Annotated in this window: 10 protein-coding genes; 7 read left to right on the forward strand and 3 right to left on the reverse strand. The window is 72.8% G+C overall.

Annotation, left to right across the window (positions count from 1 at the left end; all coding sequences use genetic code 11):
- Positions 1–158: 158 nt before the first annotated feature.
- Entirely contained in the window at positions 159–2,903 is a 2,745-nt protein-coding gene (polA, locus tag SNA_RS09675; RefSeq protein WP_044364301.1) for a DNA polymerase I, read from the forward strand.
- A 19-nt stretch (positions 2,904–2,922) separates the two neighbouring features.
- Here polA and SNA_RS09680 read toward each other — a convergent pair whose 3' ends face one another.
- On the reverse strand, positions 2,923–3,774 hold the full coding sequence (locus SNA_RS09680; protein WP_044364303.1) for a DUF4184 family protein: 852 nt from the start codon (positions 3,772–3,774) through the stop codon (positions 2,923–2,925).
- 163 nt (positions 3,775–3,937) lie between these two features.
- Between SNA_RS09680 and SNA_RS09685 the strand changes: the two genes are divergently transcribed.
- From SNA_RS09685 to pgfA, 3 genes are all read left to right on the forward strand, one after another.
- Complete coding sequence (locus SNA_RS09685) at positions 3,938–5,692, forward strand: lytic transglycosylase domain-containing protein (protein ID WP_030064590.1); 1,755 nt, start codon at positions 3,938–3,940, stop codon at positions 5,690–5,692.
- Positions 5,693–5,842: 150 nt separating this feature from the next.
- Complete coding sequence (locus SNA_RS41130) at positions 5,843–5,977, forward strand: SPW_0924 family protein (RefSeq protein WP_104531940.1); 135 nt, start codon at positions 5,843–5,845, stop codon at positions 5,975–5,977.
- 18 nt (positions 5,978–5,995) lie between these two features.
- Entirely contained in the window at positions 5,996–6,982 is a 987-nt protein-coding gene (gene pgfA / locus SNA_RS09690) for a cell envelope lipid trafficking protein PgfA (protein WP_044364305.1), read from the forward strand.
- On the opposite strand, the gene hrpB is transcribed toward pgfA, so the two are convergent.
- Positions 6,969–9,503 (reverse strand): ATP-dependent helicase HrpB, encoded by a 2,535-nt coding sequence (gene hrpB, locus SNA_RS09695; RefSeq protein WP_044364350.1) that lies wholly within the window; start codon positions 9,501–9,503, stop codon positions 6,969–6,971. The genes pgfA and hrpB overlap by 14 nt on opposite strands.
- Positions 9,500–10,315: a class I SAM-dependent methyltransferase gene (locus tag SNA_RS09700; protein WP_030069925.1), complete on the reverse strand. Its 816-nt coding sequence runs from the start codon at positions 10,313–10,315 to the stop codon at positions 9,500–9,502. The genes hrpB and SNA_RS09700 overlap by 4 nt, the downstream gene beginning before the upstream one ends.
- Before the next feature lie 370 nt (positions 10,316–10,685).
- On the opposite strand from SNA_RS09700, the gene rpsA reads away from it, so the two are divergent.
- The 3 genes from rpsA (at position 10,686) to coaE (ending at position 14,162) form a co-directional block, all read left to right on the forward strand.
- A complete protein-coding gene (gene rpsA / locus SNA_RS09705) occupies positions 10,686–12,203 on the forward strand; it encodes a 30S ribosomal protein S1 (protein ID WP_044364307.1) in 1,518 nt (505 codons plus the stop codon).
- Positions 12,204–12,522: 319 nt separating this feature from the next.
- A complete protein-coding gene (locus SNA_RS09710) occupies positions 12,523–13,476 on the forward strand; it encodes a PAC2 family protein (protein WP_044364309.1) in 954 nt (317 codons plus the stop codon).
- 95 nt (positions 13,477–13,571) lie between these two features.
- Positions 13,572–14,162, forward strand: a complete 591-nt coding sequence (gene coaE, locus SNA_RS09715) for a dephospho-CoA kinase (RefSeq protein ID WP_030069921.1) — start codon at positions 13,572–13,574, stop codon at positions 14,160–14,162.
- Positions 14,163–14,263: the final 101 nt, after the last annotated feature.

The following is a 14,263-nucleotide window of genomic DNA, read 5'->3' on the forward strand; positions in this document are numbered from 1 at the left end:
TGGGTGGCGTCCGCCGGGAGGGGCGGATCGTTGCCCTGCACATCCGATCCTGTCACGGACGGCCGGAGTGGTGTAGCGGCGCGGTGCCGCGCGCGTGCGGGCAGGGCGGGGGGCGTCCGCGGCGGGGATTGTCAGTGGGGCGTGGCAGGATCGGGGGCGTGGCAGCAAAGGCAGCGAAGAAGAGCGAAGCGACCGGCACCAAGGCGGCGGGCGGCCGTCCCCACCTGCTCCTGATGGATGGGCATTCCATGGCATACCGGGCGTTCTTCGCCCTGCCCGTGGAGAATTTCACCACCGCCACCGGGCAACCGACCAATGCGATCTACGGCTTCGCGTCGATGCTCGCGAACACCCTGCGCGACGAGGCGCCCACGCATTTCGCGGTGGCCTTCGACGTCTCGCGCAAGACGTGGCGCTCGGCGGAGTTCCCCGACTACAAGGCGAACCGCTCCAAGACGCCCGACGAGTTCAAGGGCCAGGTCGAGCTGATCGGCGAGCTGCTCGACGCCCTGCACGTCAAGCGGTTCGCCGTCGAGGGGTTCGAGGCCGACGACGTGATCGCCACGCTGACCCAGCAGGCCGTCGCGCAGGGCTTCGAGGTCTCCATCGTCACCGGCGACCGCGACTCCTTCCAGCTGGTCTCCGACGACGTCACGGTCCTCTACCCCACCAAGGGCGTCTCCGAGCTGACCCGCTTCACCCCGGAGAAGGTCTTCGAGAAGTACGGCCTGACCCCCGCCCAGTACCCGGACTTCGCGGCGCTGCGCGGCGACCCGTCCGACAACCTCCCCGGCATCCCCGGCGTCGGCGAGAAGACCGCCACGAAGTGGATCAACCAGTTCGGCTCGTTCGCGGAGCTGGTGGAGCGCGCCGAGGAGGTCAAGGGCAAGGCGGGCGCCAACCTCCGCGAGCACCTGGAGGCGGTCAAGCTCAACCGCCGGCTGACGGAGATGGTCCGCGACGTCGAGCTGCCCTGCGGCCCCGAGGAGCTGACGCGCGGGGCCTACGACCGCGAGGCGCTCAAGGTGTTCCTGGGCGCCCTGGAGATCCGTAACCAGGGCCTGCGCGACCGGCTGCACGCCGTCGACCCGGGCGCCCAGGAGAGCGCCGAGGAGGCGGCGCCGGCCGCCGGAGTCGAGGTGGACGGCACGGTGCTGGGCACCGGCGAGCTCGCCCCGTGGCTGGCCGAGCACGGCACCGGGCCGCTCGGTGTGGCCACCGTGGACGTCTGGACCCTGGGCAGCGGCAGCGTCGCAGAGGTGGCGCTGGCCACCCCCGAGGGCCCGGCCGCCTGGTTCGACCCGTCCCAGCTGGACGAGGCCGACGAGCGGGCGTTCGCCGCCTGGAGTGCGGATCCGGCCCGCCCCAAGGTCCTGCACAACGCCAAGGGCCTGATGCGGGTCTTCGGCGAGCACGGCTGGCTGATCGAGGGCGTCACCATGGACACCGCGCTGGCCGCCTATCTGGTCAAGCCCGGCCGCCGCTCCTTCGCGCTGGACGCCCTCTCCCTCGAATACCTGGGCCGCGATCTGGCCCCGGCCGCCGCCGGGGACGGCCAGCTGGCCTTCGGAGTCGATGAGCCCGATGAGGCAGCCGAGGCCGACGCCCTGATGGGCCAGGCCCGCACCGTCCTGGACCTGGGCACCGCCTTCACGGCCAGGCTGGCCGAGGCCGGCGCAGCCGAGCTGCTGCGGGAGGTGGAGCTGCCCACCAGCACCCTGCTGGCCCGGATGGAGCGCGCCGGTATCGCCGCCGACCGGGGCTGGCTGGAGCGGATGGAGCAGCAGTTCGCGGGCGCCGTCCAGCAGGCCGTCAAGGAGGCGCATGCCGCCGCGGGCCACGAATTCAACCTCGGCTCGCCCAAGCAGCTCCAGGAAGTCCTCTTCGGCGAGCTGGGCCTGCCCAGGACCAAGAAGACCAAGACCGGCTACACCACCGACGCCGACGCCCTGGCCTGGCTGGCCGCGCAGACCGACAACGACCTCCCGGTGATCATGCTGCGCCACCGCGAGCAGGCCAAACTGCGCACCACGGTCGAGGGCCTGATCAAGACCATCGCCGCGGACGGCCGCATCCACACCACCTTCAACCAGACGGTGGCCGCCACCGGCCGGCTGTCCTCCACCGACCCCAACCTCCAGAACATCCCGGTGCGCACGGACGAGGGCCGGGCCATCCGCCGCGGTTTCGTCGTCGGCGAGGGCTTCGAATCGCTGCTGACCGCCGACTACAGCCAGATCGAGCTGCGGGTGATGGCCCATCTCTCCGAGGACGAGGGCCTGATCGAGGCGTTCACCTCCGGTGAGGATCTGCACACCACCGTCGCCTCCCAGGTCTTCTCGGTCGCCAAGGACCAGGTCGACGCGGAGATGCGCCGCAAGATCAAGGCGATGTCCTACGGCCTGGCGTACGGTCTGTCGGCCTTCGGCCTCTCCCAGCAGCTGGGCATCCAGCCCGACGAGGCCCGCGGGCTGATGGACACCTACTTCGAGCGCTTCGGCGGCGTGCGCGACTATCTGCGCAACGTGGTCGACGAGGCCCGCGCCACCGGCTACACCGAAACGATCCTGGGCCGCCGCCGCTATCTGCCCGACCTCAACAGCGACAACCGCCAGCGCCGCGAAATGGCCGAGCGGATGGCGCTGAACGCCCCGATCCAGGGCACCGCCGCCGATATCGTCAAGATCGCCATGCTCAAGGTCGATGCGGCGCTGCGCGCGGCGAAGCTCGACTCCCGGCTGCTGCTCCAGGTCCACGACGAAATCGTGGTCGAGGTGGCGCCCGGCGAGCGGACGAAGGTCGAGGAGCTGGTCCGCCGCGAAATGGCCGATGCGGTCGAGCTGCGCGCCCCGCTGGACGTCTCGGTCGGCTCCGGCACGGACTGGGAGTCGGCGGCGCACTGAGCCCCGGGGGCGGCGCCGGTCAGACCGGCCCGCGTCGCCCCGCCGCCGCATGCGTCCGGCGCCGCAGCGGCAGCCGTACGGCCACGCCGAGGCCCAGCAGTCCGACGACGAGCCCGGCGCCCGCGCCGAAGAGCGCCGACGGGACGTAGTCGAACCAGCCGACCGCGCCGCCGTAGACGGCATACGCGCGCAGGGTGCGGTGGGCGGCGCCGGCCAGAACGCACAGCACCAGCCATGCGGTCAGTACCGGCCGCTGCCGCCCGCTCAGCGCGGGCACGGCGGCCGGCGGAGCGCCGGATCCGGCGCGCCCGCGGCGCAGGGCCGTCCACAGAAACCATCCCAGGGCCGCCAGCGCGAGCGCCGAGGTCCCCGACTGGAGATACGCGGCGACCGGCCGGCCGCCCACCGGCTCGTTCAGCACCGGGACCAGCCGGGTGCCCCAGCGGCCCGGATGGGTGAAGGCATCCCATACGACATGCGTCGCCCCGCCGAGCACCGCGCTGAGGAAAAACCCGCCCGCCAGTGCGGCCCGTTGGCGCGGGCCCCGCGGCCTCCAGGGACGGCCGCGGGCAAAGGCGTACGCCCGGCCCTGCCACGCGCGGGGGAGCAGCGCCAGCAGCGGTTCCCGCACCAGCAGCCAGCCGGCCACCAGCACCGCGGTCAGCCCCACATCCACCGTCAGCACCCCCGGCAGACCATGCGTCACCTCCCCGAACTCCATGCCCCCGGGCACCACCGTGTCGGCGTAATACGGCAGATCCGGTGCGAACGCCCCGGCCACGAGCGCCGAGGCGATCAGCGGTCCGCGCCCCTCGCCGGTCCTGCGGATCGCCGGCAGCACCGCGGCCGCATGACTGAGCGTGAACGGCATGACCCCCTCCTTGATCGATGGGCCGATCGATTCGGATCATTATGTCGGCCGATGGGAGTGGTAGCTGATCGGCCCGAGTTGTCGTAGTCTCGGCCGAGTTGGAGCGCCGGGGGCGTGCGCCCTGGGGTGCGCGCGGCAGTTCACCACGGAGGGGACGGCACGTATGGCAGCCACATTCGGGCGGCGGCTCCGCAGGGGGGCGGCGTCATCGGCCGTGGCGGCGCTGGTACTGGCCGCGCTGACCACCTCTCAGGCGCCGGCCGCCACCAAGAACGCGGCCGCGAGCGCACCGGAGCCCGCCCCGCCGGCCGGCATCCCCATCGACGGCGGCTCCGGCTACTTCACCGATCTGCCGCCCCACAAGCGCCCCGCCCCGCACGTCCGTTCGCACCACCACCGCGGCCACGGCAGGTTCCGCATCGCCATGGGCCCCGCCGAGGCGGGCATCCCCGCCACCGTCCTCGCCGCGTACAAGAACGCCGCGGCCCACCTGGAGGCCGACGCCCCGGGCTGCCGGCTGCCGTGGCAACTGCTCGCCGGCATCGGCAAGGTCGAATCCGGCCAGGCGCGCGGCGGTGCGGTCGATGCCGCCGGCACCACCCTCAGCCGGATCCTCGGCCCCCGCCTCAACGGGCACGGCTTCGCCCGTATCCGCGACACCGACGGCGGCCTCCTGGACGGCGACACCACCCTCGACCGCGCCGTGGGCCCGATGCAGTTCATCCCGTCCACCTGGTCCAACGGCGGACCCGACGGCGCCGGTTGGGGTGCCGACGGCAACGGCGACGGCAAGAAGGACCCGCACAACATCTTCGACGCGGCGCTCGCCGCCGGCCGCTATCTGTGCGCCGGGGGCCGCGATCTGTCCGTGGCGCACGACCTCCACCGGGCGGTCCTCGGCTACAACGATTCCTCGGTGTATCTGCGCACGGTGCTGTCCTGGTACGCGTTCTACCGCACCGGGGCGTACGAGGTGCCGGACGGCAAGGGCGTGCTCCCGGTGCACCGCGGCGGCCCCGACGGGCGCAGCCACCGCAAACACCACGGTGGAGACGGCCACCCCGCCAAGGGCCACACCGCGCACCCCCACGCCCTGCCCCGGCCGCAGGCGCCCAAGGCGCCCGACCGCCCCGGCGGCTCCCACCGGCAGACCCCGCCCCCGGCACCCAAGCCCGGCGAGCCCGCCCGGCTCACCGTGCTCGACCCGGTCGGCGACAAGGCCCTGACGGCCACCGCGGACAGCGCCTTCGCGACCGCGCCGACGGTCCGCGCCAAGGACTCCGCCGGCCGGCCGCTCGCCGGCATCCCTGTGCGCTTCACCCTCACCGGCACCACCGGCATCCGGTTCACCGACCACGCCACCACCGTCACCGTCACCACCGGCGAGGACGGCCTGGCCACCGCGCCCACGCTGCACGCGGGTGCCAAGGCCGGGGCGTCCACCCTCTGGGCGACGGCCGACGGCCGCACCGTGCCCGCCGTCGACTTCGCCCTGACCGTCAAGGCGGCACCCGCGCCCCGGGCCGACGGCCTCGTCCGCACCTCCGACGCGAAGGTGACGACGACCGCGGGCCGGGCGTTCGCGGACGGCGCGGCCGAGGTGCGGGCGACCTACCGGGGCAAGGCCGCGGCGGGCGTGCCCGTCACCGCCACCATGGTCACCGACGACCCCGGCCACCCCGGCCACCCCGTGGAGAACGACCGGGGCCCCTACTTCACGGACCCCGACGCCACCGGCGCCGACAAGGACCGCCCGGTGCGCACCCTCACCAAGCTCACCACCGACGCCCACGGGCTGCTCCGGCTCCCGAAAATCGCCACGGACACCCGCACCGGAACCTTCCTCCTGCGGCTGACCACCGCCGACGGCGCCGTCCTCACCGTCGAGCTCCAGGTCACCGCCCCGGCCGGCTCCTGAGCGCGCCGCCCGGCCCGGCGCCGCCGCCCCGCCCTCCGTCCGGGCCGGGACGGCGGCGCCGCCTCTTCTGGGCGCCACGTGTTCTCATCTCGCCCGCCCGTTGCTACGGTGCCCCGACCTGACGCTGTATCAGCTCACGGGAGGCCGACCATGCGCGTCCTGACAGCCACCGCGCTCGGACTGGCCGCCGCGTTCGCCCTCGTCCTGACCATGACGGCGATCGGCGCGCCCACCGGCACCACCTCGCCCAAACCGCTGCTGACCACCGTCCCCAAGCACCCCTGAGGGAGGGACGCCACCGCCATGCGCCGCACGGCCAGCCTGGTTCTGCTCGCCTTCGCCGTCTTCTTCACCGCCCTGTCGCCCCTGATGCGGTTCTACGCCTTCCCCCGGCTCGCCAAGATCCCGGCCGGCCAGTACCAGGACATGGTCCTGGAGGCGCGGCCCGCCACCCTCGTCGACTACGGCACCATGAAGGCCAAGAAGGTCCCCGAGGTCACCATCGTGCAGACCCTCAAGGGCGATGTCGCCGCCTCGGACCGCATCGAGAAGACCGCGGGCCGCGACGTCGTCGTCTGGGACGCGCTGTCCTACGTGGCCGGACCCGACGGCAAGATGGTCTCCCAGATCCCCGAGCGCTATATCTTCGACGCCCACTCCCAGGAGCCCGTGCACGCCACCGGGGAAATGGTCGACGGCGACCCCGTGCACCGCGCGGGCATCGAGTTCAAGTGGCCCTTCCTCGCCGAGAAGCGCGACTACGTCTACTTCGACGCCCAGACCCGCACCTCCGCCCCCATCCACTACAAGGGCACCCGCACTTTCCACGGCCTCCAGGTCTACTACTTCGAGCAGACCATCCCCTGGACCAGGGTCCCGCTCCCCAAGAAGATGCCGGTCAAGGGCATCACCCCGCAGGCCGTCGAGAAAATGGGCACCACCCGCTGGTACACCACCAAGCGGATGCTCTGGGTCGAACCGGTCACCGGCGCGCCCGTCAACGGCCAGGAGATCCACAAGGAGGAGCTGCGCGGCGGGGACCTGCTGCCCGGCGGCGGCAAGGTCACCGCCTTCGCCGGCCATGTGAAGATGCGCGACGACTACGTCGCCTCCACCGTCGCCCTGGTCAAGAGCCGGCGCACCCTCGTCCTGCTGCTCACCAGCTACCTGCCCTGGGGCTTCCTGGCCCTCGGCGCCGCCCTGCTCGCGCTCAGCCTGCACCTTGAGGCCCGCAGCCGCCGCCCCGCCGGCCCCGGCCCGGCCCCGCAGCCGCCCCTCAGCCCCGCCTGAGCCGCGCCGAGGTGTGCCGCGTCGGCTCGGCAGCCGACGGGTCCTGCGGCCACGGGTGCTTGGGGTAGCGGCCGCGCAGCTCCGCCCGTACGGCGCGGTAGCCCTCCCGCCAGAAGGACGCGAGATCGGCGGTGACGGCCGCCGGGCGCCCCGCCGGGGACAGCAGATGGACCAGTACGGGCACCCGGCCGCCGGCCACCCGCGGCGAGGACTGCCAGCCGAACAGCTCCTGCAACTTGACCGCCAGCACCGGCTGTTCGCCGCCGTAGTCGATCCGTATCCGCGAACCGCTCGGCACCTCGATACGCTCCGGCGCCAGCTCCTCGAACCGCGCCGCCTCGCCCGACGCCCACGGCAGCAGCCGGGCCAGCGCCTGCCCCGCATCGACACGTTCCAGATCGGCCCGCCGCCGCGCCCGGTCCAGCTCCACCCCCAGCCACTCCTCGACCCGCTCCAGCAGCGCCGCATCCGACACATCCGGCCACGGCGCGCCCACCTCCCGGTGCAAAAACGCCATCCGCTGCCGCACCGCCTGCGCGCCCGCCGACCAGCGCAGCAGACCGAGCCCCTCGCGGCGCAGCCCCTCGGCCACCGCCCCGCGCAGCAGTACGGGATCGGGCGCGCCCAGCGGCCTGGAGGACAGCTCGATCGCCCCCAGCCGGGTCACGCTGCGGGCCACCACGTCCCCGTCCGACCAGTGCACCTCCTCACCCGAGGAATACAGTGCACCCGCCGCGGTACGCGCCGTCGCCTCGTCGATCACCGCCGCCAGCCGCACCCGGGCGGACGCCGCGGCCACCGGGCGGTCGGCCACCGCAACGGCGAGCCAGGACGCCTCCCGCAGCGGCGAGCCCTCACCGCCGAGCTCGGCCCCCGTCCCGGACGCCATCAGAAAACCGCCGCCGCCCCTGGCGCGCGCCACCCGCTCCGGGAACGCCAGCGCGGCGATCAGCCCCGCATCGGCATCCGCCCCGGCCCCGGCCTGCTTGCCGCCGTCCGCCTCCCCGGCCACCGCCTCCAGCCGCCGCGCCTCCTGCCGCCACCGGGCCGCATACGCATCGCCGCCCCGCCGCGCCGTGCGCCACGCCGCCGCCAGATCGTCCCCGTAGGCCCGCGGCGGCTCCTCGCTCAGGAGCGCCACCACCTCCGCGGCCCGCCGCACCCCGATCTCCCGCGCCCCGTCCAGCAGCGCCCGGCCCAGCCGCGGATGCAGTCCCAGCCGGGCCATCCGTACGCCGCGGCGGGTCGCCCGGCCGTCCGCGTCCACCGCGCCGACCGCCGTCAGCACCTCCCGCGCCGCCGCCAGCGCACCGGCCGGCGGCGCATCCAGCAGCGCCAGCCCGGCCGCCTGCGGATCGCCCCAGCACGCCGCCTGCAACGCGAACGCCGTCAGATCGGCCACCTTGATCTCCGGATCCGGGAACCGCGGCAGCCGCCCGTCCTCCGCCTCCGGCCAGCACCGATAGGCCACACCCGGCGCCTCGCGCCCGGCCCGCCCCGCCCGCTGCCGCGCCGCCGCCTGCGAGGCCCGTACGGTCGCCAGCGCGCTGAGCCCCCGCGCATGATCCATCCGCGGCACCCGCGCCAGGCCGCTGTCCACCACGACCCGCACCCCCGGCACGGTCAGACTCGACTCGGCCACCGAGGTCGCCAGCACGACCCGCCGTGCACCTGTCCCCTCGCTCCCCGCCAGCACCGCGTCCTGCACCTCGGCCGGCGCCCGGCCGTGCACCTGGAGCACCTCGGCGTCCACCCCGGCCAACTGCCCGGCAACGCGCCCGATCTCCCCGACCCCCGGCAGAAAACACAGCACATCGCCGCTCTGCTCACGCAGCGCCCGCCGCACCACCGCGGCCACATGCGCCAGCTGGGCCGGATCCACCCGCATACCGTGCGGTGGCCGCACGGGCCGCTCCGGCGGCGCCCACACCGTCTCCACCGGGTGCGAGACGCCCGCCGCCTCGACCACCGGGGCCGCGCCCCCGGAGCCGCCCAGCAACCGGGCCCACCCCTCGGCATCCGTCGTCGCCGACGCCGCCACCAGCCGCAGTTCCGGCCGCAGCGTCTCGCGTACGTCCAGAAGGAAGGCCGCACACGTATCGGCGTCCAGATGGCGCTCATGGCACTCGTCGAGCACCACCACCGCCACCCCGGCCAGCTCCGGATCCCGCTGCAACCGCTGGAGCAGCACCCCGGTGGTCACCACCTCCACGGCCGTACGCGGACCCACCCGGCGCTCCCCGCGCACCGTGAACCCGACCGTTTCACCGACCCGCTCACCCAGCAGCCAGGCCATCCGCCGCGCCGCCGCCCGCGCCGCGATCCGCCGCGGCTCGGCGACCAGCACTCGCCGAGCCGGCCCCGTACCCGTCAGTCCCGCCAGATCCAGCGGCACCAGCGTCGTCTTGCCCGTCCCCGGCGGCGCACACAGCACGGCCGTACCGGCTCCGTCGAGCGCTTCCCGCAGTGCGGGCAGCGCCGTCCGCACCGGCAGCCGCGCGAGCGCATCGCTTCGGATCACGGGGCCTCGCACACGAAGATCGCCGTCCCCGGAATCAGATTCCCCCGCAGCGGCGACCACCCGCCCCATTCCTGGGCGTTCCATTCCGGCCACTCCGGCTCGACCAGATCCACCAGCCGGAACCCGCCGGCCACCACGTCCCGCACCCGGTCGCCCACCGTCCGGTGGTGCTCGACATACACCGCCCGGCCGCTCTCGTCCTGCTCCACATACGGCGTGCGGTCGAAATACGAGGCCGCCACCGACAACCCCTCCGGCCCCGGCTCATCGGGGAACGCCCACCGGACGGGATGCGTCACCGAGAACACGAACCGGCCACCGGGCCGCAGCACCCTGCGCACCTCGCGCAGCACACGCACCGGTTCGGCGACGAAGGGAATCGCGCCGTAGGCGGAACACGCCAGATCGAACGCGCCGTCGCGGAACGGCAGCGCCCCGGCGTCCGCCTCCACCAGACCCGGTTCGCCCGCCGCCCCCTCACCGATCCGCAGCGCATGCTGCAACTGCCGGTGGGAGAGATCGAGCGCCACCGGGCGGGCACCCTGCGCCGCCAGCCAGCGCGAGCACTGCGCCGCCCCGGCCCCGATCTCCAGGACCCGCTTGCCCTTCAGCTCCGCCGCCGGGCCCAGCAGCCCGGCCTCCGCCTCGTCCAGCCCCTCGGGCCCCCACACGAAGCGGTCGTCCCCCAGGAACGCACCGTGCTCGCTCTGGTACTCATCGGCGTGACGGTCCCACCAGCCACGGCTCGCCCGGCTGCTCTCGGCGTCCGAGGCATCACGCCGGGTCGCCTCCGGCTCGTACTCTTGGTTCATCGCGCCCGTCGTCGTAGTCTTCGCACTGCTTGTGGCTAGGGACTGTGAGGCCGTTCGACCTCGCGGAACACCGTGTGTGCCGGATATGGGCGTTCCGCCCCCGGTGTGCGCGTTCGCGCATTGACCGTGTCCGGCTGCGCCCGTATGCTACAAGTTGCGCTGCGGGCCTGCGCGCCTCAGACGGAGCAGGCCGCGCTCGCATCTGTATGTACCTCTCGGTTTTGAGGCGTCTCGGGTGGATCCGAATGCTCTGGCATTCGGGCTTCCGCAGGGTCCGCTTCTGACACTGTCCGGCTTATGCAGAAGCGATACGGGCTCTCGGCGTAGCAGTACCTACGACTTCAATGTCCGTACCGGAGCCCTTTCCCACATGACGAGCAGCACCGAGACCACCGCCACCACCCCGCAGGTTGCGGTCAACGACATCGGTAACGAGGAAGCCTTCCTCGCCGCGATCGACGAGACGATCAAGTACTTCAACGACGGCGACATCGTCGACGGCGTCATCGTGAAGGTCGACCGGGACGAGGTCCTGCTCGACATCGGTTACAAGACCGAAGGCGTCATCCCGAGCCGCGAGCTCTCGATCAAGCACGACGTCGACCCCAACGAGGTCGTCGCCGTTGGTGACGAGATCGAGGCCCTCGTCCTCCAGAAGGAGGACAAGGAAGGCCGCCTGATCCTCTCGAAGAAGCGCGCCCAGTACGAGCGGGCCTGGGGCACGATCGAGAAGATCAAGGAAGAGGACGGCATCGTCACCGGTACCGTCATCGAGGTCGTCAAGGGTGGTCTCATCCTCGACATCGGCCTCCGTGGCTTCCTGCCGGCCTCCCTGGTCGAGATGCGCCGCGTGCGCGACCTCCAGCCCTACGTGGGCAAGGAGCTCGAGGCCAAGATCATCGAGCTGGACAAGAACCGCAACAACGTGGTCCTGTCCCGCCGCGCCTGGCTGGAGCAGACCCAGAGCGAGGTCCGCCAGACCTTCCTCACCACCCTCCAGAAGGGCCAGGTGCGCTCCGGCGTCGTCTCCTCCATCGTCAACTTCGGTGCCTTCGTGGACCTGGGCGGCGTCGACGGTCTCGTCCACGTCTCCGAGCTGTCCTGGAAGCACATCGACCACCCCTCCGAGGTCGTCGAGGTCGGCCAGGAGGTCACGGTCGAGGTCCTGGACGTCGACATGGACCGCGAGCGCGTGTCCCTGTCGCTCAAGGCGACCCAGGAAGACCCGTGGCAGCAGTTCGCCCGGACCCACCAGATCGGTCAGGTCGTCCCGGGTAAGGTCACCAAGCTCGTTCCCTTCGGTGCGTTCGTGCGCGTCGACGAGGGCATCGAGGGCCTGGTCCACATCTCCGAGCTGGCCGAGCGCCACGTGGAGATCCCGGAGCAGGTCGTCCAGGTCAACGACGAGATCTTCGTCAAGGTCATCGACATCGACCTCGAGCGCCGCCGCATCAGCCTCTCGCTGAAGCAGGCCAACGAGTCCTTCGGTGCCGACCCGTCGGCGGTCGAGTTCGACCCGACCCTGTACGGCATGGCCGCGTCCTACGACGACCAGGGCAACTACATCTACCCCGAGGGCTTCGACCCCGAGACCAACGACTGGCTCGAGGGCTACGAGACCCAGCGCGAGGCGTGGGAGAACCAGTACGCCGAGGCGCAGCAGCGCTTCGAGCAGCACCAGGCCCAGGTCATCAAGTCCCGCGAGGCCGACGAGCAGGCGGCGGCCGAGGGCGCTGCGGCTCCGGCGGCGACCGGTGGCGGCCAGGCCGGTGGCGGCCAGGTCTCCGGCGGCTCGTACTCCTCGGAGTCGGCGGACAACTCCGGCGCCCTGGCGTCGGACGAGGCCCTGGCCGCGCTCCGCGAGAAGCTGGCCGGCGGCCAGAGCTGAACCGCTCGACCGCCAGGCACTAGCCGACAGGCGAGGTAGCCGATAGGCGAAGGCCCGTTCCCCCTTTGGGGGAGCGGGCCTTCGTCGTGTGTGTGGTGGCGTTCGGGGGCGATGGGGCGGCGGTGCGGGGAAGCCAACAGCGCTGCACCGTGGGGGAGTTGGGGTGTGCGGGGGCGTATGTGCCACGGGGTGGCGGCGGGCGGCTGACGCGGTCCGGGCCGGCCGTTTTGCGCCGTGTACGGGTACGAGGGCGCCGGTCCGGGAATGCGAGCCCGCGCCCGGACGTTCTTGCCCACGGACATGAGGAGGAGCGGTCACTGTGTTGGATCCCCAGGGGTTGTACGAATGGGAGCCGAGCGGGCTCGCGGCGGTCGAGGCGATCGCGGCCACGGACTCCGCCGGAATGGTGCTGCTGTACCACTTCGACGGCTACATCGACGCCGGTGAGACCGGCGACCAGATCGTGGAACGGCTGCTGGAGGGTTTCTCCCACCGCGTGGTGGCCCGCTTCGACCACGACCGGCTGGTCGACTACCGCGCCCGGCGCCCGCTGATCACCTTCGAGCGCGACCACTGGACCGCCTTCGAGGACCCCGCCATCGTGCTGCGGCTCGTCGAGGACGCGACCGGAGCGCCCTTCCTGCTGCTGTCCGGCCCCGAGCCCGACGTGGAGTGGGAGCGCTTCGCGGCGTCCGTCCGCCAGATCGTCGAGCGGCTCGGCGTACGGCTGGCGGTCAACTTCCACGGCATCCCGATGGGCGTGCCGCACACCCGGCCCGTGGGCATCACCCCACACGGCAACCGCATCGACCTGATGCCCGGCCACGGCAGCCTCTTCGACGAGGCGCAGGTCCCGGGCAGCGCGGAATCGCTGATCGAATTCCGGCTGGCCGAGGCCGGGCACGACGTACTGGGCGTGGCGGCGCACGTACCGCACTACATCGCCCGCTCCGCCTACCCGGACGCCGCGCTCACGGCCCTGGAAGCCGTGACGGCGGCGACGGGCCTGGTGCTGCCGGGTGCCGCGCACGTGCTGCGTACGGAGGCGCTGCGCACCCAGGAGGAGATCGAGCGGCAGCTCTCGCAGGGCGATGAGGAGCTGACGACGCTGGTCAGCGGGCTGGAGCACCAGTACGACGCGGTGGCCGGGGCGGAGACCAGGGGCAATCTGGTCGCCGAGCCGGTGGATCTGCCGTCCGCCGACGAGATCGGCAGGGAATTCGAGCGCTTCCTGGCGGAGCGGGAGGCCGAGGGCGGCGGGGGCGGCCTCTGAGAGGTGCCGTGCCCAGGGCGGGGCGTGGGTGCGGGTGTGGCGGCGGGTACGGGGGTTGGCCGGGCCGCTGCGGCGTGACCGTATAGCGTGGGCGCATGGTGAAGGTGGGGCTGACCGGCGGTATCGGGGCGGGCAAGAGCGCGGTGTCGCGCCTGCTGGCGTCGTACGGCGCGGTGATCGTGGACGCGGACAAGATCGCACGCGAGGTCGTCGAGCCGGGTACGCCCGGACTCGCGGCGGTGGTCGAGGAGTTCGGGGACGGCGTACTCGCCCCGGACGGCACCCTCGACCGGCCCAAACTGGGCGGGATCGTCTTCGCCGACCCCGACAAGCTCAAGGCGCTGAACGCGATCGTGCACCCGCTGGTCGGCGCGCGTTCGGCCGAACTCGAGGCGTCGGCCGGGCCGGACGCCGTCGTCGTCCACGATGTGCCGCTGCTGACGGAAAACGGCCTGGCGCCGCTCTACGACCTGGTCGTCGTCGTCGATGCTTCCCCCGGGACCCAGCTCGACCGGCTGGTACGGCTGCGCGATATGGCGGAGGACGAGGCCAAGTCCCGGATGGCCGCCCAGGCGACCCGCGCACAGCGCCTGGCCATCGCGGATCTCGTCATCGACAACGACGGGCCGCTGGAGGCGCTGGAACCGCAGGTCCGCGAGGTATGGGAGCGGCTGCGGGCCGCGTGAGGCAGGACGGTACCCTCGCCGCCATGAGTGCTACCGATCGCGCCCCGCGGACCTCCGCCGCCGAGCCCGCCGCGGCTTCGCCCGCTGCCCCGTCCGTCGGC

The sequence above is a fragment of the Streptomyces natalensis ATCC 27448 genome (assembly GCF_000935125.1).
In the GTDB taxonomy this organism is placed as follows: domain Bacteria; phylum Actinomycetota; class Actinomycetes; order Streptomycetales; family Streptomycetaceae; genus Streptomyces; species Streptomyces natalensis.